Genomic DNA, 22,577 nt, shown 5'->3' with positions numbered 1-22,577 from the left:
GGAGAGCCGAATAGTAGGGGAGTGGTTGCCGTCCGCTACTTAGTTGGGATATTAATTAAAAGGAATCTCAGAAAAATTACATACTTACCAATATTCTATATCGGAATCCTTTCGGTGTCACCAGCTAGACCTATCAAATTATCCGGGTTTTCACTTAGCCATGCCATGATGGCTATGTCAAGTATAAATCTCTAATCCACTGAGTTATTTGGAAAAGCCCATGCCCTTTCGCTCACAATACCAAATCCATTCTACTTTGTACGAAGGTATAGAAACCATTATTTACCGAGGGAATATTCCTCACCAGCAGCAAACAACCATACTCAAGATCCTAAAAGGAGAATATCCTACCCTCGATGCCATTACTCGCATCAAGCATGAGTACCGGATTCGGGAAAACTTAGACCATCCTAGTCTAGTGAAAGTCCTGAGCCTGAAAAGTTATAACAACCGCTTGGGCTTGCTTTTAGAAGATTTTGGTGGCGAATCAGTCGATCGACTAATGTCCAGACAAAAACTCCAACTCATTACTTGTCTGAAGATTGCGATCGCGATCGCCCACAGCTTAGAATACCTGCATCTTCAAAATATTATTCATAAAGATATCAAACCCAGCAACATTATTATCAACTCTCAAACAGGAGTGATTAAATTAACCGATTTCGGTATTGCTTCGCAATTGCCCAAAGAAAATCCCCAAATCAATAATTTTAACTCCACCATCGGTACTTTTGCTTATATGTCTCCCGAACAAACTGGGAGAATGAACCGATTTCTAGACTACCGCACCGACTTCTATTCCCTAGGAGTTACCATCTATGAAATGCTAACGGGTGAATTACCCTTTCCCACCAACGACCCCTTAGAAATAGTTTACAGTCACATAGCCTCTCAAGCCATTTTACCCGATCAAATAAATCCAGACATTCCGCCGACTATTTCCCAAATAGTCATGAAATTGATCGCAAAGAATGCCGAAGACAGGTATCAAAGCGCTACCGGATTATTAGCAGATTTAGAAAATTGTTTAAATCAATTAATAAAGCAGGGAGAAATTACTGATTTCTGCCCAGGTAAATTAGATATATTAAGTCAGTTATTGATTCCCCAAAAATTGTACGGACGGGAAAAACAAGTAAGCGAATTATTAGCCGCCTTTGAACGGATAGCTAATCCCGTAGATGAAAATTCTTCCCATTCCCAAGTCGAACTGATGCTAGTATCTGGTTATTCAGGTATCGGCAAATCAGCAACAGTTAAAGAAATTCATAAACCTATTACCCGACAGCGGGGCTATTTTATTTCCGGTAAATTTGACCAATTCCAGCAGAATACACCTTACGCATCCTTAATTCAAGCTTTTCAATCTTTGACCCAGCAGTTACTTACAGAAAGTAGCAAAAATGTACAAACCTGGAAACATAAACTTTTAGCTGCACTCGGTGATTCAGCACAAGTAATTATTGACGTAATTCCTGAACTAGAATTGCTGATTGGTAAACAGCCACCAGTTCCTGAACTTGCCCCAAAAGAAGCACAAAATCGCTTTCATAGGTTATTCAAAGATTTAATTAATGTATTTGCACGGAAAGAACATCCATTAGTCATATTTCTCGATGACTTGCAGTGGGCTGATTCAGCAACCTTGAAATTAATTGAATTACTGGCTACAAATCCTGAAACGAAATATTTGTTATTAATTGGAGCCTATCGAGATAATGAAGTTAACTCGACACATCCTTTGATGCAAACAGTAAAACATATTCAGGAACAGGGAATAAATGTCAACAATTTAGTATTAAATCCCCTAGATTTAGACCAGGTTAACAGATTCATCTCTGACACATTAAACAAATCAAATCTTTGTCAAGATTTAGCTAGATTGCTATGGAATAAAACCGGGGGTAATCCATTTTTTTTAACTCAGTTAATCAAAGCTATTTATCAAGAAAATCTCTTAAGATTTGATTTTTCTCAGGCTGCATGGCAGTGGAACTTAGAAGCTATTCAAGCTATTGGAATTACCGATAAAAATGTAATAGAACTCTTAGCAACTCGCTTGCAACAACTACCAAAAGTTACACAAAATATTTTGCAATTAGCTGCTTGTATAGGGGAAAATTTCACTCTAGATGTTCTGGCTACAATTAACAAAAAGTCTATCTCAGTCACTGGGTTGGAATTATGGGAGGCTTTGCAAGCGGGGTTGATACTTCCTTTAAATGAAAGCTACCTGATTCCTTTACTTTTCGATGGGAAAGAAGCAATTGATTTAAGCTTCAACCCTTCCCTAGTAGGTTATAAATTTTTACACGATCGAGTCCAGCAAGCAGCTTATTCTCTGATTCCCGATAGGGACAAAAAAGCCACCCATATGAGCATAGGTAAAATGCTCTTGGAAAGCACGCCCCACGATAAATTAGAGGAAAATATTTTTGAGATTGTTAATCAGTTGAATGTGGGAATTGACAACATGGAAGTTGCTGTCAAAAAAACCGAGATGGCAGAATTAAATCTGATTGCTGGGCGTAAGGCAAAAGCTGCTAATGCTTACGAAGCTGCTGTCAAATATTTTAAGGCAGCAATGTCACTATTAGCATCTGATAGTTGGGTTAGTAACTATGATTTGACACTTCATTTATATGTAGAATTGGCAGAAGCAGAATGTTTCAATACTAATTTTGAGCAAGCAACAGCTTTGGGTGAAGTAGTTTTAAATTGTGCGAAAGATCGGCTCGATCGCCTGAAAGTATATCAGCTTCAAATACAGATATTTCAAGCTCAAAGCCAGATGCTGAAAGCTGTCGAAACTGGTATTAAAGTTTTGAATATTCTCGGATTTAACTTATTAGACGAAAACCTAGAGATTCCTAACTTGCCGAGCATTGATGATGTAGAAAACCTGCCAGAAATGACAGATCCCTATCAACTAGCAGCGTTGCAAATACTAATAGCTATCTATCCTCCTGCTTATATTGCCAAACCCGAAATTGTGTCGCCCCTCGTCTTGACAATGATCGATCTTTGTTTGACAAATGGTCATTCTGGGTTGGCTGCTTTTCCCTATACTCTTTATGGCATGATTTTATGTGGAGTTAAGGGTGATATTGTCTCTGGATATCATGCTGGAATCATTGCTTTAAGACTGTTGGATAAATTCCATGCAATTCAACATAAAGCCAAAGTTTACGTCATGTTTAATGGTCACATAAAAATTTGGCAAGAGCCTGCTAAAAATACGCTATCTGCATTTTTAGAGGCAATGAAAAGCGGTGTAGAAATAGGCGATCTGGAATGGGCGATTTATAGTTCTAAGCACTACATTATCAATTTGTTTCTAGTGGGAGAACCTTTAGAATATGTCGAACAGCAACAAGCTATATATATGCAATTCTTGGTAAAAAATAAGCATGAATTTGCCATTGGTTATGCTAAAATTTGGCAAGTAATTACTTTGAGTTTAAGAAGTGAAACAGCAGAGCAAGTAGCCTTAGTTAGCCGTGGATTGAATGACACGGCGATGCTCTCTCTGTGGCGGAAACAGAATAATCGAATGTCGCTGTTTGCTGCTTATGTAGCTCAAGTGATGATGCTGTTCTTATTTAAAGATTATGCTCTGGCTGTGGCTAGGGCTAAACTAGCAGTAGAATATGCAGATGGAGCGATCGGGCTGATTACTATCGGGGTACATAATTTTTATTATTCGCTTTCTCTCCTCGCTGATTACCCCCAGACACCAAATCAAACAGAATCTTTAGCTATTGTTGAATCCAATCAGATAAAAATGAAGTTTTGGGCTTACCATGCACCCATGAACTATCAACATAAATTTGATTTGGTGGCGGCGGAAAAAGCGCGAATCTTAGGCAATAAGCTAGAAGCAATGGACTATTATGACCTAGCTATTAAAGGAGCTGCTGCTAACGGTTATCTGCAAGAAGAAGCATTAGCTTACGAATTAGCTGGAGAGTTTTATCAATCTTGGGGTAAGGAAATAATTGCCATATCTTATCTGGATAAAGCTTATTATGCTTACATAAACTGGGGAGCTATAGCCAAAGTTAAAGACTTAGAATCTCGCTATGATTATTTAGTCGATCGCTCGCGACAAATCCTCTCCCCCAATGTCAGTCCCACCACTGTAACAACCACGATTAATCAGAATTTATCCCTAGATATATTAACAGTTGTCAAAGCCTCTCAAGCTCTTTCTGGGGAAATTTTTATCAGTAGTTTGTTAGAAAAACTCCTATATATTATCAGGGAAAATGCCGGAGCGCAGAAAATAATTTTTATTGCCAATACGGGTCATAAATTAGCAATAGAAGTAGCATTATTCGGTGATAACCATGATGTTACCGTGCTGGAATCTCTGCCAATAACCGAAGGTGGAATGTTGCCAGTTTCCTTGATTAACTATGTAGAAAGAACTAGAGAACCCTTAGTTTTAGAAGATGCTACAGTAACCGATCGATTCAATTTTGATCCTTATCTTACCCTCCATCAACCCCTATCTATTCTGGTATTGCCCGTGATTCATCAAGGCAATCTAAAAGGAATCTTTTACTTAGAAAATACTCTCATCAAAGGTGCTTTTACCAAGGAAAGGTTAGAAGTTTTGAAAATGCTGTCGGCACAAGCAGCGATATCTCTAGAAAATTCCAGTTTTTATACAGTTCTGGAAAAGCGAGTGGTCGAAAAAACTCAGGAGTTACAAGCCACCTTAGAAGAACTAAGTCGCACTCAATTACAGTTAATTCAAAGTGAAAAAATGTCGAGTTTAGGGCAATTAGTTGGGGGAATTGCTCACGAAATTAATAATCCGATTAATTTTATTCATGGAAATTTGTATTATAGCGATCGATATCTTCAAAATTTAGTTGATTTATTGCTTTTATACCAAAAATATTACCCAGACCCGGTGCAGCCTATAGTCGATAAAAGTGAGGAAATAGAGTTAGATTTTTTAATCCAAGATTTTTATAAAATGATTGATTCGATGAAAGTAGGTGCTGGGAGAGTTCGCGATATTGTGCTGTCGTTGCGAAATTTTGCCAGACTTGATGAATCAGAAATAAAATGGGTGAATATCCATGAAGGCATCGACAGCACCTTGATGATTTTGCAGAAAAGATTAAGTGGAATAACAGTTATTAAGCAGTACGCACACTTGCCTTTGGTGAATTGCTATGCCGGAGAAATTAATCAGGTATTTATGAATTTACTGATGAATGCTATTGATGCTTTGTATCGAGGAATTGGCAGCAAAGTTGACCAGACACAGCCTCCGACAATTTGGATTGCGACTGAAGTCCTAGAAAAAAATAAAGTGGCGATTAAGATTACTGATAATGGTATGGGTATGAATTCGGAGGTGAAAGCCAGAATTTTCGATCCGTTTTTTACGACAAAACCAGTCGGTAAGGGCACTGGTTTGGGACTGTCAATCAGTTATAAAATTGTGCTAGATCAGCACGGAGGAAATTTGATTTGTGACTCGGCACCGGGAGAGGGAGCAGAGTTTAAAGTTGTGCTTCCCTATTGATGAATTAGAACCATACTGAAAGCAATTGTTCAATTATTTTCATAAATCCGATCGCAATTTGAATTAACGGCCAACCCACCAAACAAATTAACACCGCCCAGCGAGTTTTAATATCTAACCCTTGGCGAACTCCCACAATTACCGCTAGCAAACTCCAAACAGCTAATATGCGCTCTATTCCTTCTCCCAACAAGGGAATTAGCGTTAAAAAATTCAGCACTTGGGGTGCGTAGGCAAATCCGATTGGAATTAGCAATTCCCCATAATTTACGTGACCTGGTTTTAGCCAATCCCCGATTTTAGAGATAGTAAAAGTCCAGAAATAATAACCTCCCACCACTGCCAAACTATCTATCAAAAGAGCTAAAAATAGAACCGGGGTCTCAGTTCGATTGATTAACAAAATGACGGCATTGCCCAGAACCTTAGACAACGCTGCTAAAATTACAATTGTTAATGCTATCCGCTTAGTTTTGGGAGTATATGAAGTATTTTCGTAAAAATTGCCGTTTAAAGAAAGGGCGTTCCATAACGTTACCCCTAAACCAGCAATTGAATCTTTTCCCCTCACTTTTGATTACTGCTCCTGAAGATAGTTGACATTTTCTAAAGAATCGGCTCTAATACAGAAAAATACATCAAGTATTGTTCCTCAATTAGAAAACTTATTGGTATTTTACCAAATTTTATTAAATGTTGAAGTTGATTTTACGGATACTTGTCTGGCTGCGTGGGGGAAGTTTAAATTTGTTGCTCGTCGCAGGTACAATACTGATCGTCTGGGGTATTGTTTCGCCAGTGGGTACTATTATCTGGTGGCTTGGTCAAAATGCCGAGAGTTTGGGTTTAAAAAAAACTCCGCCGGCTCTCTTACCTTCTAACAATATTAATATCGACCAAAGTCAGTCTTCGCCTCTCAATTGTTATATTGTTTTTTTGCCCGGAGTAGGCGATTTTTCGGGGGACGAATTAACCCGTGGGGAAGCATTTTTTCTCAAGAGTTTAGTGAAAAGTCATCCGCAGTGTGTAGCTGTGGGTGATATTTTTCCTTACTCAGCTTCTAACAAAAGTTTAGGAGGAGAAAGGCTGTTAGCACCTTTTTGGCGGTTTGCAGAACACGCAAAAAGTGGGCCGATTGCGGCGGATATATTCATCAAAATTCGCAATCTTTGGCGGTTTGCAATTTCTTTAGATTATCGCTACGGTCAGGCTTATAATCAAGGAATTGCCAATGTAATTATTGAGCGGATGAATGCTAAATATCCGATTTCACAGGCTCCTGAAAAACCTTTGAAAGTTATTTTAATTGGAACTAGCGGCGGGGCACAAGTTGCTCTGGGGGCTACTCACTATCTTAAACAATGGCTGAAGGCAGAAATTACTGTTGTTTCGGTTGGCGGTGTGTTTTCAGGAGAAAATGGTTTTGCAGATGCCGATCGCATTTTTCATTTTCGCGGTTCTCGCGACTCAATTGAGGATATTGGTGGTATAGTTTTTCCCAGTCGCTGGTACTGCTTTGTGGGTTCACCATTCAATCAAGCTCGTTTAGAAAATCGGTATGCCGAAGCTTTGAGCGGTCCTCATAAGCATGATGGTGATGATGGATATTTTGGAGAAAATCAGGTGGCTGGTGAGAAAAAATATGTAGATATAACCCTGAAAAAGGTTAATGAGTTGCCTATTTGGCCATCCAATGTTAATTTTTAAATTTGAGATTTAAAAAGTTAGCCTAGGGCTTGTAATGTTCGCTGCTACAGCCCTTGGGAGTTGGCATTTAACCTAATTGCTTGATTGTCAACTCGATCGCTTCAATCGGTAACACACACCGTTTTCAAATTGCACTGGCTCAAAAGCGTTGTCAAGATTCACTGTTGTTTCCCCTCCGCCTAGAAATAAGTAACCGTTAGGGCGCAATATTTGTCGTACTCTTGCTAAGATGGATTGTTTGGTTTTAAGATCGAAATAAATTAAGACATTTCGCATAAAAATAATGTCCATTTGAGGGAGAGTTCTAAAAGGTTCTGTTAAATTGAGTTCGCGAAATTCGATCGCCTGGTGAATCTGTTCTTTAATCTGCCATTCTTGGCCACAATGCTGAAAGTATTTTTCTAAAAATGGGGTTGGTAAACCTCGATCGACTTCGTGCTGTTGGTAGCGTCCCGATCGCGCTCGCTTCAACATTGCTGTAGAGATGTCGCTGGCTATTATCTGGACTTGGTTGTGAGCAAGCTGAGGAAAATATTCGCGTAGCAGCATCGCAATACTGTAGGGTTCTTGACCACTGGAACAAGCCGCGCACCAAATATTTAAAGTTTCCCGGTTTAGTCGCTGTTTTAATAATTCTGGAATTACGAATTTCTGCAACACTTCAAAAGGGTTGATGTCTCGGAAAAAAAAAGTTTCGTTAGTCATCATTGCTTCGACAATGGACTGGTAAAGAGGGTTAAATCGGTGTTCTTTGATTTGTTTTAATTCTGTGACTAAGCCACTGATAGAATTCGACCCTGTTTCTTTGGCTAACATTCCTAAACGCGATTCCACTAGGTAGGTTTTGTCTTCGGAGAGAAATACACCTGTGCGATCGTATACGAGTTTACGAATGTAATCAAAATCTGCAATACTTATGGACATATTAATTGGTAATGGGGAATACATAACAAATAATTAATAACTATTGACTATCTCCTATTTTCACAACTTTCTCAACATCTAAAAATAGCAGCAACTGACTCGGCAGCTTGTATACACCTCGAATTAATGGCCGCAATTTGCTAGTAAAAGTATCAGGAGGGGTTTCAAAATCTTTTTGGTTTACTTCTAAAACTTCTCCAATATCATCTATTAATAAACTAGCTGTTTCATCAGCGGTTCTCACGATCGCATTTAGCGGTAATTTGCCCCCTGGGCGATCGCTTAAATCGAAGCGGCGACGCAAATCAATGGCCGTGACAATTTCACCCCTCAAATTAATCAATCCGCCGACTACGGCTGGTGCTAGTGGCACTGGTGTCATCTCTTGGTAAGGGGTGATTTCTTGCACTTTTTCAACTTCTATACCCAGAAATAAGTTGTCAACAAAAAAAGTACACAAGAGAGTTGATTCAGACATTTTGAATTATTCCTTTTTTCATTTTTTGTGGAAGAGTTATTCTCGTCTCTGACTGAGAATGGTGCAAGATGTGAGTGGAATTGCTTTAGCGGGCGCTGGCTAGCATCTGCTGCACTCCGAATAAATTGTTACTAATTACTGAATCGACATCAATAATTTCAGTTACTCGATCCTGAATGACAGCACAATATGCAATTCCTGCTTGAGTAGCTGCACCTTTGATGTCGATCGCCTGTTCTACAATATCGATAATGCGATCGCACGCCAGAGCCACTTGCTGTCCTGAATCAACTGACACCACAATCAAGGACAGTTTATCATTTGCGGAGTCTGAGCGATCGACTAAACCATTTGTTGATGAATTAGGTAAATCATCGTCGTTACCAAACACAGCCGACAAATAAATCACTGGCATAATTTGGTTGCGGTACTGTACCATATCCTGTTTACCGACACGCTCTAAAAGATGGCGAGGAAACTCTTCCAATCGAGATACTTCGGATAGGTGAATAGCCATTCGGCGACAATCTGGACCCTGAAATACTAGCAATTGTTGGGGTGGTTCAGAAGATTTTGGCTCGTTGTTTTGGTCTGCTAAAATAGCTTTTTCTTGGGCTTGACTCCAGTGGGTTTTTTGAGCTATGCCATGAATGTCCAAAATTAAAGCAACTTTCCCGTCACCCATAATGGTTGCTCCCGCAAAACAAGATAAATATTTGAGTTGTTTTCCGAGAGGCTTGACGACGATTTCTTGAGTGTCGTTGATGGCATCTACTACTAATCCAAAGGGTTTGTCATTAGCTTGAACTACAACTATATTCAGAGCATCATCGAGGGGAATTTGGGATATTTTATAATCGGTTAAACTGGGGGATTTTATATTTAATTCTCGGTTTAAATAAATCAAAGGTAGCAGTCGCCCTCGCAATCGATATACGGGAGTTCCATGAAACATTTCGATGCGTTTAATTTGTTCTCCTTCTAATCGTAGCAATTCTAGTAAATTGACTTGTGGAATTGCGTATCGATCGCCGCCAGTAGTAATAATTAATGTCGGAATAATAGCTAGAGTCAAAGGGACTTTTAGCTTAAAAGTTGTACCTTTGCCTACTCGACTATAAACATCTATGGTGCCACTAATTTTTTCAATATTTTTGAGTACCACATCCATACCAACTCCCCTACCGGAAAGGTTTGTTACTTTTTCGGCTGTGGAAAAACTGGGGAGAAAAATTAAATTTAGTGCCTCGCGATCGCTCATTTGGCTGGCTTCCAGGGCAGAGATGATGCCGTTTTGGACTGCTTTATGTTTAAGGCGCTCTGGATCGATGCCCCCGCCGTCATCAGAAATTTCAATGTTTACCTGACCACTTTCGTGATAGGCTCGCAGAAACAGCCTCCCGATCGCGGGTTTGCCTTTGGCGGTGCGTACTTCTGATGTTTCAATGCCGTGATCCAGAGAATTTCTGACTAAGTGAGTGAGCGGATTGGCGATCGCCTCAATTAAAGTTTTATCTAATTCAGTTTCTTCTCCTTCCATTTCTAAATGCACTTGTTTTCCCAAGCTAAATGCTGTGTCGCGCACCACGCGGGGAAACTTGTTCCAAATTGTGCGAATGGGCTGCATTCTAGTTTTCATTACTTCTTGTTGCAATTCGGAAGTAACTAAATTTAAGCGGCTGGATACGGATTTTAAAGTATCATCATTTTGGTAGTTGGCTGTTTGTGTATTCACGAATTCTAGGATTTGGTTCCGACACAAAACCAATTCGCCTACTAAATTCATTACTTTGTCTAGCAAGCCGACATCGACTCGGATGGCGGTGTCAGCAATCTTGAATCGATCGCCCTCAGTATCAACTGGTGTTTGTTCGTTGGGGATATTCGGATTAGTCAGAATCGCCATTTTGCCCGTCGCAAACAAGCTAGAGTCCACCAAGGAACTATCTCCTGTTGCATCCTGTTTTCCCTGTGATGTTGGGACAGATTCTGGGGTAGCTATGCTGTCTTCAGAGGCGATCGCACTTGCATCCAACTCCTCACCCGATGATTGCAGTTTTGCCAGTCTCATCATTAAAGGAGTGCGATCGACTAAACTTTCTTTTCCTGTCGTTTCCAGCGCTTCCAAGTGCTCTCGCACGGCGTCGATTGTCTCCAGTAAAGCGCTAGTGATATCGGGAGTCATGACAATTGTGCGATCGCGCAACAGGCTGAGCAAATTTTCCCCAGCGTGAGCCACCGCTTCCAAATTCTCCACTCCCAGAAACCCACTATTACCTTTAATAGTGTGAAGATTGCGATAAATTCGATTCATCACCTCTGGATCGGAATCATTTTTTTCCAGAGCGACTAAATCCCCTTCAATTTGGTTCAAATATTCATAACCTTCAATCAGGAATTCCTTTACATCTTCATCGATTTCCATTTCTCCTGTTCCTTTTTCATGGATTTGATTCTTGAGTATAATAAATTATAGAAGACTTAAAAAATTTAGCGGGGTGCAGTCCCATCGCTCTTACTCTGACAGTCGGAGCTAAAAGATTGCAAACTTGACCTCATTAGTATACTATATTAATACAAATTCACAAAAAATATTCACATCCTGTCTGACCCCGTGTTTGTCAACCCTGCTGAGATAAATATCGGGATCGAGGATTGCCAGATACAGTTACCAGCCAGATACAGGACTTATAGGTCAAATTTTAACCACGTAAAAAATGCTAGAAGCAATCAAACAAGCAGAGCAAGAATTCAGCATACTCGATCGACTACCCATTGGTTTGTGTGTCATCGGACCAGATTTTTCAGTGCTGTTTTGGAACCGTATTTTAGAACAGTGGACAAAAATACCTAAAAAAGAAATCATCGGTACCAACTTAAAAACCCACTTTCCTCAACTCGACGAACCTAAATATCAGAGTCGATTACAACAAGTATTCAAAAATGGGTTGCCCGCTGTATTTTCTTCCCAACTGCACCAGTCCTTAATTGCCTCCAATCTACCTAACGGCAAACCGCGAGTCCAAAATACTAATGTCACTCCAATTCGAGCCATTAAAGGAGAAGGTTTTTACGCATTAATCGCCATTCAAGATGTTTCCGAACTCACGCACCGCATCCAAACCTATCAGCAAGAAATTAAGCACAGATTAGTAATTGAAGAAGAATTAAAGCGTGCCAGCATTCAAGCCGAAGCCGCCAACCGAGCCAAAAGCGAATTTTTGGCAATGATGAGCCACGAAATTCGCACTCCCATGAATGGAGTCATCGGCATGACGGAGTTATTGTTAGATACTCAATTATCTCCAAATCAGCGTAACTTTGTCAATACAATTCGCACCAGTGGCGATGCTTTGCTGTCAATAATCAACGATATCCTGGACTTTTCTAAGATAGAAGCAGGCAGATTAGATTTAGAGGAAGAACGCTTTAACTTGAGAAACTGCATTGAAGAATCTTTAGATTTGGTAGCGATGAAAGCAGCTACAAAACAGCTTGATTTAGCCTGTGAATTGGATGGCAATACCCCCACATTTGTCTACGGAGATGTCACGAGACTGCGCCAAATATTGCTCAATTTACTAGGTAATGCTACCAAATTTACCGAAGCAGGAGAAGTGGTAGTTAAAGTAACAGCCAAACGAATTATTGAGAGTAAATTCAACAGTATAGAACCACAAACAACCGCAACTAGCAACTACGAAATTAAATTTACTGTCAAGGATACAGGTATCGGAATTCCGCCCGATCGCCTAAATTTACTATTTAGACCTTTCAGTCAAATTGACAGTTCCACAACTCGGAAATACGGTGGCACAGGCTTGGGTTTAGCTATCAGCAAACGCCTTAGCGAAATGATGGGGGGCACGATGTGGGTAGAAAGTGAAATTGGGAAAGGTTCTCAGTTTTATTTTACTATAACATCTCAGTCAGCACCTCCTCCCAAGGAGAGTTTAAACCTCGATGTACCCCAGCCTCAACTAGCAGGTTTGCGACTGCTTGTAGTAGACGATAATGCCACTAACCGCAAGATTCTCACCCTGCAAGCTAAGTCTTGGGGAATGATTGTCCGCGCTGCTAAATCTGGCACTCAAGCACTGAAAGTTCTGCAACATGAAAATCAATTTGACTTGGGAATTTTAGACTTTCATATGCCAGAAATGGATGGAATCACTTTAGCTGAAAAAATTCGCACCTTCCCCAAAGGCAAAAATTTGCCTTTAATAATTCTCAGTTCTGGTGGCAGACCATCCCGCAAAGAAATTCAAGGTAGAGTTGAATTTGCAGCTTTTGTTTATAAGCCCATTAGGCAAGGGCAACTTCACGAAGTTTTACTCCGCATTCTTGGCGGTGAATGCACCAATAATCAACCCTGTATTGTTCCCACTCAATTCAATTTAGAAATCGCTGAAAAACGGCCTTTAAAAATACTGCTGGTTGATGATGTCGAAGTTAATCAAATAGTGGCAGCGCAGATGTTGCAAAAGTTAGGCTATAGCCCTGATATTGCTAGCAGCGGACAAGCAGCGCTGGATGCTTTGGCGCGTTGTGAATACGATATTATATTTATGGATATGCAAATGCCAGAGATGGACGGACTGGAAACTACTCGCCGGATTCGCCAGCAATTTACCGGGAATTCAATATTAGACGATCGTCGCGAAGAATCAGAAATATTGGAATTAGACCATCCAGAAAATCCCCAATCGACTTTTCCTTGGATCGTTGCAATGACGGCTAATGCCATGGAGGGCGATCGCCAAATTTGTTTGGAAGCTGGAATGAACGATTATATCAGTAAACCAGTGCGAGTCCAGGCGATAATTCAAGCACTCAATCTGTACGATCGCGTTGTGGATAGATCTGCACTAGATCCCTATTTTATAAATCCAGATGTAGAGCAGACTGAATTTGTGGAGCTAGAAAATCAGGCAGCCAAAAGTGATGTTGCAGAGACAACTATCGGGGAAACTCCAATGTCTCCTGTTACGGAAATATCTGCTTTTGAAGAGTTAAAAACAATCATAGCCCGTGCCGGGGTTTTGATTTCACAAATAGAAGCAAATACTCCATCATCGACACCAAGTTTAGCAGCAAATAATATTCATAATTTATCAGGACATTCCCATCCTCACTTACCTATTGTACCGCAATTTGATAACACCGAATTAGAGAAAATAGCACCCGCCTTAGTACCACCATCTACTGCCAAAATTTCCGTAACAAAGACAACGGAAATAGAATTACCACCAATCGACTCTCAAAACTTTGAAGAATTGAAGGATTTATTGGGGGAAGAAGCCGAGGAATTCTGGCTGGAAATAGTTAATAAATTTCTCGAAGGAGCAGAGCCAAAATTACAAGCGATGGCAGATGCAGTGAGTCGAGCTGATTGTCCAGCAATTAAAGCTTCAGCCCACGCTCTCAGAGGTGCTTGTAGCACCGTGGGAGCCATGCCTTTATTTCAATTGTGCGCCCAACTCGAACAGATGGCCAGAAATGAAACTATCGCCGATAGTCAAGCACTGATGTCAAAAATTCAAGCTGAATATCAGCGGGTAAAAGCTGCTTTACCATCGAGTCTAGCCGATGATGTTTGACAACAATCAAGTAATTTGCTCTCCCGCCCCTAGACTCCTTGATTTGCCAACTCAGGACGGGAGTTAATCTCAAATTTTAAATCCGATCGCACAAATATGAAATATCTGCAAGTATCTGGTACAATCATAAAAATAATTCAGAAATAAGGTAAAAAGTAATTACCAATTAATCACTAGGCACAGGTCAATAAAATTTGGCAATAAACAATCCTGAACTATCACCTAATTTGCATCTAAAATGATTAGTGCTGAATTTAGAACAAACCCGCAGACCACACCGAAAATTCTGATCGTTGATGACGAAGAAACCCAGCAGCTATTTACACGCAAAATTCTACAAAAAGAAGGATATCTGGTACTGGAAGCATCAAACGGTCTAGAATGTTTGGAAATTTGTCAAGCAAATTGCCCAGATATTGTGTTGCTAGATGCCATGATGCCTGTAATGGACGGATTTACTTGCTGCGCTCAACTCAAAGCAAATCCCAAAACCGAAAAAATCCCCGTGTTGATGACTACAGCACTAGATGACAAAAAATCAGTCAATCAAGCTTTTGAAGTAGGAGCAACAGATTATGTAACTAAACCTATTCACTGGCCAGTTTTGATCCAGCGAGTGCGGCGCTTGATTCAACAGTCACAACTTTACAGGCAGTTGATTGAAAGTCAAGAAAAGACCGAAAAATTATTACTGAATATTTTACCAGAATCCATCGCTCAGCGATTACAAGCAGAATCTAGCCCCGACTTAGTGATTGCGGATCACTTTCCCAATGTCAGTGTGTTATTTGCTGACATGGTAGGCTTTACTAAGCTAGCAGCCGAAATTTCTCCTATTGAATTAATTCTCAAACTTAACTCTATTTTTTCAGAATTTGATAAATTAACTGAAGAGTACGGGTTGGAAAAAATTAAGACAATTGGGGACGGTTATATGGTAGCATCGGGATTGCCAATACCTCGCGAGGATCATGCCGATGCGATCGTACAAATAGCCCTAGCCATGCAGCAAGCGATGGCGAGGCTAAACACCGAAACACAAGAATTCCATAGTCTGCGAATTGGCATTCATTCCGGGCCTGTGGTGGCTGGAGTCATCGGTACTAAAAAATTCAGCTACGACCTCTGGGGTGATACCGTGAACACCGCAAGTCGCATGGAACAGTACAGTTTTCCCGGCTGCATTCAAGTGACAGAAGACACCTACAAACAGTTGTCAAAACCACATTTGTTTACAGCTAGAGAAATAATGGATGTTAAGGGTAAAGGGAAGATGAAAACTTATCTTTTAGATTGCTCAAAACATTTCAACAAATGTACTGCATGAATGATTAATTAAAAATAAAAACTGGGAGGAAATCGCCAAAATGGCTTTAATTTTGATTACAGATGATGCAGCATTTGCTCGGCGGATGATTCGGAAAGCTGTGGAAGCAGGCGGACATGAAGTCATAGAAGCTGGCAACGGACAAGAATGCTTAGAGATGGCTGCTGCTCATTCGCCCGACTGTATCATGACAGATTTGTTAATGCCAGAAATGGACGGTTTTACCTTGCTGAAATCCCTGGACGAAAAAGGAATCAAAATTCCCGTAATCGTACTGTCAGCAGATATTCAAGACAGTGCACGGAAAAAATGCGAACAATTGGGAGCTTTTATGATGCTGAAAAAGCCTCCAAAAGCTCCAGAAATTCAGGATGCAATCCAAAAAGCTCTGAGTAGCAAATAGGAGATAGGAGAGTGGAGTTAACAGCCGATGAATTAGATGCTTTGAAGGAACTGATTAATATTGGCGTGGGTCATGCTGCTGGAATGTTGAATGAAATGATTCAATTTCCGATTCAGTTAGAAATTCCTGATGTTGAACTTTTATCCTCTCTTGAATTGCAAAGAGAATTAAAGCAACGTTTCGGTCTAGAGTTACTTTCTGTGGTGCAGCTAGCCTTTAGCGGTTCATTTTCTGGCAGTGCTCAGCTACTCTTTCCAACTGAGAGTGCGGTAAATCTAGTTTCTGTTCTCACTGGCGAAGATAAAGGAAGTCCAGACCTGGATTCTCTCAAGATTAGTACGCTCAGCGAGGTGGGTAATATGGTGATCAACGGGGTCATGGGTTCAATTAGTAATGTTTTAGACCAACCCTTAGACTATGCAGTTCCCTATTACGCAGAGGAAGAGATTCAGGAGTTATTATTAAAAGAAGAGTCTCTCCACTACGGCACTATCCTGTTAGCTCCTGCTCATTTTAGTATAGAAGAATTACAAATTCAAGGAGACATTATGCTGTTTTTTGATATGGGTTCATTCAAATTGTTATTAAAGGCGATCGCCAGTGTATAGTCCTAGTAAATATCCGATATTTCTTAATTAAAATCTCCCGAAACTAAGCCGACAACATGGAAAACCAAAATCAATCAATCCCCTTAGAATCTTCTAACATTGATGCTGTGGACAGCGGCGATTTGGGAGAAAAAGAAGTTCCACTAATCGGCGATAGTCAATACCGCCAACAACTAATTCTCGCTCTGGCAGCAGTTAGAGATGGGGACTTTAGCGTGCGCTTACCAGCCGATCGCGGATTGGGTGAAATTGCCACAGTCTTCAATGAAATGGTGACAGTCAATGAAAAATTTGCTGACGAAGTAGAGCGAATAAGTCAAGCAGTTACCGAAGCAGGAAAAGTACCCAAAAAAACAGTAATTAAAGAATTTAAAGGTGCTTGGGTTAACAGCTTGGATGCCGTAAACTTGACACTAAATAGCTTGATTGTACCGACAATAGGCATGGCAAAGGTACTGCACGCTGTGGCTAAAGGCGATTTATCGGAGAAATTTAAATTAGAAGTAGAAGGTAAACCAATTAAAGGATTATTCCGTCGCATTGGCACTACTCTCAATAACATGGTAGACCAATTAAGTGCTTTTGGCTTAGAAGTTACCCGCGTCGCCCACGAAGTTGGTAGCGAAGGAAAATTGGGAACCCAAGCAAAAGTAGAAGGCGTTTCTGGTATTTGGAAAGAACTTACCGAAAGCGTTAACTTGATGGCGGCAAATCTCACTAATCAAGTGCGGAACATTAATAAAGTTGCCATTGCGATTAGTGTGGGTGATTTGAATGAAAAAATTACAGTTGATGCCGAAGGTGAAATTTTGCAACTGAAAGATACTCTTAATCAAATGGTTGATAGTCTCAACGACTTTGCAAGAGAGGTAACGCGGGTAGCAAGGGAGGTGGGAACCGAGGGGAAACTCGGCGGTCAAGCACAAATTCACGGCGTGGCTGGTGTGTGGAAAGATTTAACCAAAAATGTTAATTTAATGGCGAGTAATCTTACCAGTCAAGTGCGAAATATTGCGGAAGTGACTACGGCCGTGGCTCATGGTGATTTGTCTAAAAAAATTACTGTAGAAGCTCAAGGAGAAATCTTGGAGCTGAAGAATACAATTAATAAAATGACCGATCGACTTGATGGATTTGCTTTAGAAGTGACGCGAGTTGCTCAAGAAGTTGGTGTTGAAGGCAAATTGGGAGGTCAAGCACAAGTTGCAGGTTTGTCTGGTACTTGGTTGACTTTGGCTGATAATGTGAATATTATGGCTGCTCACTTGACGGCACAAGTTCGCAATATTGCTGAAGTTTCTACGGCGGTTGCTGGGGGAGATTTATCTCATAAAATTACTGTAGAAGCTAGAGGGGAAATTCTGAAACTGAAAGATACTTTGAATACCATGGTGGATCGGCTTAATACTTTTGCAGATGAAGTAACTAAGCTGGCTCAAGAAGTAGTTTCGGGACAGTTGGGAGGACAGGCGAGGGTACCCGATATCGGCGGTACTTGGAAGGATTTGACGGATAATGTTAATTTGATGGCTGCTAATTTGACCCAGCAAGTGCAGCAGATTTCTCAAGTGGCGATCGCCGTTAGCAGTGCTTCGGAGGAATTGATTAGCGAAAGCCAAAATATGGGGGCTGCGGCTGAAGAAACTTCGGCTCAAGCTGTTACGGTATCGGCGGCGGCGGATTTAGTTAGCACCAATACTCAGTCCGTTGCTATCGGTATTGAGCAGATGAATTTTAGCATTAGGGAGATTGCTAAAAATGCTTCGGAAGCAGCCACAGTTGCTTATTCGGCGGTGAAGATGGCGGAAACGACTAATGAAACGATTACTAAACTCGGTCTCAGTAGCGCAGAAATTGGCAATGTTGTTAAGGTGATTACTTCGATCGCCCAACAGACTAATTTATTAGCTCTCAATGCTACGATTGAAGCGGCGCGGGCTGGAGAAGCGGGCAAAGGTTTTGCGGTGGTGGCGAATGAGGTGAAGGAGTTGGCGAAACAAACTGCGGCTGCGACTGAAGATATCAGCAAGAAAGTAGAAGCTATTCAAGGTGATACTAGGAGTTCGGTGCAGGCGATCGCCCAAATTACTTCTATTATCAACCAAATCAGCGATTTTCAAACTACCATCGCCAGTGCAGTGGAGGAACAAACAGCCATAACTACCGAAATTTCGCGAAATGTCAATCAAGTTGCGATCGGTTCTTCGGAAATTGCCCGTAATATTACCAGCGTAGCCGAGGCCGCGGGAAGTACGACCGCCAGTGCTAGCAATACTCAAAATTCGGCGCTCGAATTGTCGAAAACCGCCACCGAACTACAACAACTTGTCAGTCAATTCAAGTATTGATTTTATTAGTAGTCAGTAGTTAGTTATGATTATACGTTAAGAGGTTCCCTGACAGTAGCTGGGAACCTCTTAACATACAATCATCTTTGAAAAATCTACTTAAATTATTACAAAAATACCGCCATGAATATTTACTCACATCCCATCGCTTTAATTCTGATTGGTGGCAGTGTAGAGGTAGAAAATAAGAGACTATACGACACTATAAAAGCCGACGAATATGTATTCGCTACAGCTACCGATTTGTACAATTGCTTAGATATTGCTGAGTGCCACCATCCCAAAGCAGTCATTTTAGATTTTGCATTTATCGAACATAATTATTTGCAGATTATCCAATTTTTACACTTTTTGCAAATACCCACCATCATCCTCAGCGATGATTTAGCCAAAAATATGATTCAGTATTTGTCCCTGGCCGGAATTTTTGCTACCCTCAAAAAAACTAACAATGAATTAGAACTGCGCCATGCCCTAGCAATGGCTGTCTATCCCAACTATTTCAACTCCCTTGATTCCCTAAATCAAAGTCAGAGTTTTGACTTAGGATTTATCCAAACAGGGAAACAAAATAAATTACAGGATGTGGTGAACAAAGCCATCCGCACAGCCATTTCTCAAATGAGCGAAACCATCGGCTGCAAAATCGAATTTCAACCACCTTTTTTTCATGCACTGTCGCCTCTATTTTTACAAAAAAAAATGAGAGATACCTTGGGCAACAACTTATTATCTGTAGCTCAAATTAATTTTACAGGCAATTTATCTGGTTCAGCTCAGTTATTATTTTCCTGCGAAGCGGCAGATGCTTTTGTCTTGGGAATCAACGGCGGTGGCGATGTCGGAAGTGATAAATTCAAGCAAGATAAAGCCGACATCATGGGAGAAATTGGCAATTTAGCGATTAGCGGTATCGTTGGCACATTTAGCAATACATTAAAATACGACCTCGGTTATGTAGTTCCCAACTATATAGAAGGTTCTGCGGAGGAGATTTTTACCGCTCTTAATTTTAATATCAGGTCAACAATTATACTGTTGATGTCCCATTTTAAAATCATAGATTTTCATGTAGAAGGAGATTTTATTCTGTTTTTTCAAGCTCGTTTACTTCTAGATCTGATGTTTAGAGTCTAATTTAAAATGCCCCCCATTAAAATTTTAGTAGTTGATAAATCCGTAGTTGTACGCCGATTATTAAGTAATCTCCTCGATGCCGATGCAGCATTAGAAGTTGTAGGAACTGCGCCCAATGGTAAAATTGCGTTGGCTAAGATTTCTCAGGTGAATCCTGATTTGATTGTGCTGGATCTGGAAAAACCCGAAATGGAAGGCTTACACACCTTGGTAGCTATCAGGGAAAAAGACAAAAAAATTCCCGTTATCATGTTTAGCTCCCTCACAAAAATGGGTAGTTCTGCTACTTTGGAGTCTCTCTCTCTTGGCGCTACAGATTACTTGAGTAAGCCTGAAAATTTTAATAGTAATGAAGTGATTTCAGCCTACGTTCGGGAGCAGTTAATTACTAAAATTAAAATCATTTGCCAGACCAGTTTAATGCCGAATTTAGCCCCTAGGGAAGTAGCAGAAAAAGCTCAAACTATTTCTCCTGAAGCCCCCAAACATCAATCGCCTTTTCTCTCCCCCCCTCCAGCGATAAAAAATATTAAATCTCAGGTGGAAATTGTGGCTGTAGGGGCATCAACGGGAGGGCCGAATGCTTTGGAAACTGTTTTGTCGGCGTTACCGGCTAATTTCCCCGTACCCATAGTGATTGTGCAGCATATGCCACCTATATTTACAAAGCGTTTGGCCGAACGACTTGCTCAAAAGTGTCAGATTCGGGTGGAGGAAGGTTTGACAGGGGGTATTCTCGCACCGGGAGTTGCTTGGATAGCACCGGGAGATTATCATATGTTGTTAGAAAGACAGGGTTTTGAAGTGCAAATTCGGACTAATCAAGATCCTCCAGAAAATTCTTGTCGCCCTGCGGTTGATGTGTTGTTTCGATCGACTGCTAAAATTTATGGTGCGGGGGTTTTAGCTGTAGTGCTGACGGGGATGGGACAAGATGGACTTCACGGGTGTGAGGGAATTCGGGAGGTTGGGGGTCAAATTTTAGTTCAAGATCGGGCTAGTAGCGTAGTTTGGGGTATGCCGGGAAGTGTGGCTAATTCTGGTTTAGCCGATCGAGTGGTATCTTTGGAAGCAATGGCCGGCGAAATTATCGATCGAGTAACAAATAACAAATAACAAATAACAAATTACCAATTACCAATCAGAATGTCTCGACCAACATTATACATCGCCATCACTAATCATGGATTCGGCCATGCCGTCCGAGTCTCATCAGTAGCAGCAAAAATTCAAGAATTACATCCAGAACTTTTATTAATTATCGCCACAACAGCACCTCGTTGGTTGCTAGAATCATACATCACAGGTGATTTCATACTCCGTCCCCGCGCTTTTGATGTTGGTGTCGTACAGTCTGACAGTTTGAATATGGATTTAGACGCCACACTGGAAAAGTTGCAGGAAATTCGGAAAAAGCAAAATTCACTAATTGCTAGCGAAGTAAATTTTATTAAACAAAATCGGGTGGGTTTGATTCTGGCAGATATTCCACCTGTGATGACAAAGATTGCTAAGGCTGCTGGTGTTCCTTGCTGGATGATGAGCAATTTTGGTTGGGATTTTATTTATCGTGATTGGGGCGGGGAGTTTGACGACATAGTGGATTGGATTGGTGAGTGCTTCGGAATGTGCGATCGCCTTTTTCGTCTCCCTTTGCACGAAAAAATGTCGTTTTTCCCCCATATAGAAGATGTTGGTTTAACAGGTGGCAATCCTCGGTATAGTAATGATAAAATTCGCGACTTATTCAGAATCGACACACCCCTAGAAAATACTGTATTATTGACTTTTGGTGGACTCGGTTTGGAAGATATCCCTTATCATAATTTACACAAGTTTAGCGATCGCCAATTTATCACTTTTGATGCTGCTGCTCCTGATTTGCCAAATTTGATTAGAGTCAAGAGTCAGGAGTTTGCCAACTCTTTCCCCATTTTACCGCGTCCAGTTGATGTAATGCCTGTCTGCGGACGGGTGATTTCCAAACCGGGGTATAGCACTTTTTCGGAAGCTTTGCGTTTGTCCATACCTGTTGTTTCTATCATGAGAGAAGGTTTTGCAGAAGCGCAGGTTTTACTCGAAGGGATGCAAAATTATGGTTCCCATCAAATTATCACTGCTGCGGAGTTTTTTGAGGGTGATTGGGAGTTTTTACGAAAACCGATGCAGCCCCCGCGTTTGTCAGAGAAATTAGCGAAAAATGGTACGGAGGCGATCGCCCAAGCTGTTGTAGATTATTTTAAATAGCAAACAAGTCAATCAAATAAAGCCAAGACAATTCGCTGCTTGTCAAACTTTCCTCTGCCTTCGCCCGCAGCAGATTATGGCAATATCTCAAATCCTAAATCCCCAATCTAAAATCCTATGACTCATTACTGGAGTTTAGACTAAAAAACGATCGCATCTAAAAGTAGCTGCCTTTCAACAGAAGGCAAGTTATTGCTCAAAAAATCAAAAGAGAGGAGATTAAACAACTAATTTTGAAGACTTTTTGCGTCGA

General features: G+C 40.8%; 14 protein-coding genes. 10 read left to right on the top strand and 4 right to left on the bottom strand.

Translation table 11 applies throughout. The annotated features are described in order from the left end of the window. The first annotated feature begins 220 nt into the window (after window positions 1-220). Window positions 221-5,545 carry a trifunctional serine/threonine-protein kinase/ATP-binding protein/sensor histidine kinase gene (locus AAFP14_RS12160; RefSeq protein ID WP_341732522.1) on the top strand — a complete coding sequence of 1,775 codons (5,325 nt, stop codon included), beginning with the start codon at window positions 221-223 and terminating at the stop codon, window positions 5,543-5,545. Between the two features lie 4 nt (window positions 5,546-5,549). Here the strand turns inward: AAFP14_RS12160 and AAFP14_RS12155 are convergent, their stop codons facing one another. Next, window positions 5,550-6,116 carry a hypothetical protein gene (locus AAFP14_RS12155; protein ID WP_341732521.1) on the bottom strand — a complete coding sequence of 189 codons (567 nt, stop codon included), beginning with the start codon at window positions 6,114-6,116 and terminating at the stop codon, window positions 5,550-5,552. Window positions 6,117-6,238: 122 nt separating this feature from the next. Between AAFP14_RS12155 and AAFP14_RS12150 the strand changes: the two genes are divergently transcribed. Beyond that, window positions 6,239-7,252 (top strand): hypothetical protein, encoded by a 1,014-nt coding sequence (locus AAFP14_RS12150; RefSeq protein WP_341732520.1) that lies wholly within the window; start codon window positions 6,239-6,241, stop codon window positions 7,250-7,252. An 87-nt stretch (window positions 7,253-7,339) separates the two neighbouring features. Here AAFP14_RS12150 and AAFP14_RS12145 read toward each other — a convergent pair whose 3' ends face one another. The 3 genes from AAFP14_RS12145 to AAFP14_RS12135 all read right to left on the bottom strand — a co-directional run bounded on the left by AAFP14_RS12145 (window position 7,340) and on the right by AAFP14_RS12135 (window position 11,079). Next, on the bottom strand, window positions 7,340-8,176 hold the full coding sequence (locus AAFP14_RS12145; protein ID WP_341732519.1) for a CheR family methyltransferase: 837 nt from the start codon (window positions 8,174-8,176) through the stop codon (window positions 7,340-7,342). A 40-nt stretch (window positions 8,177-8,216) separates the two neighbouring features. Next, the gene (locus tag AAFP14_RS12140) at window positions 8,217-8,654 is read right to left on the bottom strand and encodes a chemotaxis protein CheW (RefSeq protein ID WP_341732518.1); all 438 of its coding nucleotides are present in this window, start codon (window positions 8,652-8,654) and stop codon (window positions 8,217-8,219) included. 85 nt (window positions 8,655-8,739) lie between these two features. After that, window positions 8,740-11,079: a chemotaxis protein CheW gene (locus tag AAFP14_RS12135; protein WP_341732517.1), complete on the bottom strand. Its 2,340-nt coding sequence runs from the start codon at window positions 11,077-11,079 to the stop codon at window positions 8,740-8,742. Window positions 11,080-11,371: 292 nt separating this feature from the next. Between AAFP14_RS12135 and AAFP14_RS12130 the strand changes: the two genes are divergently transcribed. The 8 genes from AAFP14_RS12130 (at window position 11,372) to AAFP14_RS12095 (ending at window position 22,324) form a co-directional block, all read left to right on the top strand. Next, window positions 11,372-14,254, top strand: coding sequence for a response regulator (locus tag AAFP14_RS12130; protein WP_341732516.1), 2,883 nt, complete (start codon window positions 11,372-11,374; stop codon window positions 14,252-14,254). A gap of 238 nt (window positions 14,255-14,492) precedes the next feature. Beyond that, entirely contained in the window at window positions 14,493-15,581 is a 1,089-nt protein-coding gene (locus AAFP14_RS12125; RefSeq protein WP_341732515.1) for an adenylate/guanylate cyclase domain-containing protein, read from the top strand. 40 nt (window positions 15,582-15,621) lie between these two features. Beyond that, window positions 15,622-15,984, top strand: coding sequence for a response regulator (locus AAFP14_RS12120; protein ID WP_341732514.1), 363 nt, complete (start codon window positions 15,622-15,624; stop codon window positions 15,982-15,984). 11 nt (window positions 15,985-15,995) lie between these two features. Beyond that, window positions 15,996-16,592 carry a chemotaxis protein CheC gene (locus AAFP14_RS12115; protein WP_341732513.1) on the top strand — a complete coding sequence of 199 codons (597 nt, stop codon included), beginning with the start codon at window positions 15,996-15,998 and terminating at the stop codon, window positions 16,590-16,592. A gap of 56 nt (window positions 16,593-16,648) precedes the next feature. Next, window positions 16,649-18,940 (top strand): methyl-accepting chemotaxis protein, encoded by a 2,292-nt coding sequence (locus tag AAFP14_RS12110; RefSeq protein WP_341732512.1) that lies wholly within the window; start codon window positions 16,649-16,651, stop codon window positions 18,938-18,940. Window positions 18,941-19,063: 123 nt separating this feature from the next. Continuing rightward, a complete protein-coding gene (locus AAFP14_RS12105; protein WP_341732511.1) occupies window positions 19,064-20,077 on the top strand; it encodes a hypothetical protein in 1,014 nt (337 codons plus the stop codon). Window positions 20,078-20,083: 6 nt separating this feature from the next. Next, window positions 20,084-21,193, top strand: a complete 1,110-nt coding sequence (locus AAFP14_RS12100) for a protein-glutamate methylesterase/protein-glutamine glutaminase (RefSeq protein ID WP_341732510.1) — start codon at window positions 20,084-20,086, stop codon at window positions 21,191-21,193. 30 nt (window positions 21,194-21,223) lie between these two features. Further along, window positions 21,224-22,324, top strand: a complete 1,101-nt coding sequence (locus AAFP14_RS12095) for a glycosyl transferase (RefSeq protein ID WP_341732509.1) — start codon at window positions 21,224-21,226, stop codon at window positions 22,322-22,324. Window positions 22,325-22,577 lie beyond the last annotated feature (253 nt).

The sequence above is a fragment of the Microcoleus sp. EPA2 genome (genome assembly GCA_020882975.1).
Classification (GTDB): Bacteria; Cyanobacteriota; Cyanobacteriia; order Cyanobacteriales; family Microcoleaceae; genus Microcoleus.
Note: the sequence above shows the minus strand (reverse complement) of the source record. Positions and strands in the feature narration are given on the sequence as shown.

What these genes read in the sequence shown, in the direction of transcription:
- AAFP14_RS12135 (WP_341732517.1), bottom strand. Translation starts at nt 11,079, where the DNA reads ATGGAAATCGATGAAGATGTAAAGGAATTCCTGATTGAAGGTTATGAA.
- AAFP14_RS12140 (WP_341732518.1), bottom strand. Translation starts at nt 8,654, where the DNA reads ATGTCTGAATCAACTCTCTTGTGTACTTTTTTTGTTGACAACTTATTT.
- AAFP14_RS12120 (WP_341732514.1), top strand. Translation starts at nt 15,622, where the DNA reads ATGGCTTTAATTTTGATTACAGATGATGCAGCATTTGCTCGGCGGATG.
- AAFP14_RS12145 (WP_341732519.1), bottom strand. Translation starts at nt 8,176, where the DNA reads ATGTCCATAAGTATTGCAGATTTTGATTACATTCGTAAACTCGTATAC.
- AAFP14_RS12100 (WP_341732510.1), top strand. Translation starts at nt 20,084, where the DNA reads ATGCCCCCCATTAAAATTTTAGTAGTTGATAAATCCGTAGTTGTACGC.
- AAFP14_RS12160 (WP_341732522.1), top strand. Translation starts at nt 221, where the DNA reads ATGCCCTTTCGCTCACAATACCAAATCCATTCTACTTTGTACGAAGGT.
- AAFP14_RS12105 (WP_341732511.1), top strand. Translation starts at nt 19,064, where the DNA reads ATGAATATTTACTCACATCCCATCGCTTTAATTCTGATTGGTGGCAGT.
- AAFP14_RS12125 (WP_341732515.1), top strand. Translation starts at nt 14,493, where the DNA reads ATGATTAGTGCTGAATTTAGAACAAACCCGCAGACCACACCGAAAATT.
- AAFP14_RS12130 (WP_341732516.1), top strand. Translation starts at nt 11,372, where the DNA reads ATGCTAGAAGCAATCAAACAAGCAGAGCAAGAATTCAGCATACTCGAT.
- AAFP14_RS12110 (WP_341732512.1), top strand. Translation starts at nt 16,649, where the DNA reads ATGGAAAACCAAAATCAATCAATCCCCTTAGAATCTTCTAACATTGAT.
- AAFP14_RS12095 (WP_341732509.1), top strand. Translation starts at nt 21,224, where the DNA reads ATGTCTCGACCAACATTATACATCGCCATCACTAATCATGGATTCGGC.
- AAFP14_RS12150 (WP_341732520.1), top strand. Translation starts at nt 6,239, where the DNA reads ATGTTGAAGTTGATTTTACGGATACTTGTCTGGCTGCGTGGGGGAAGT.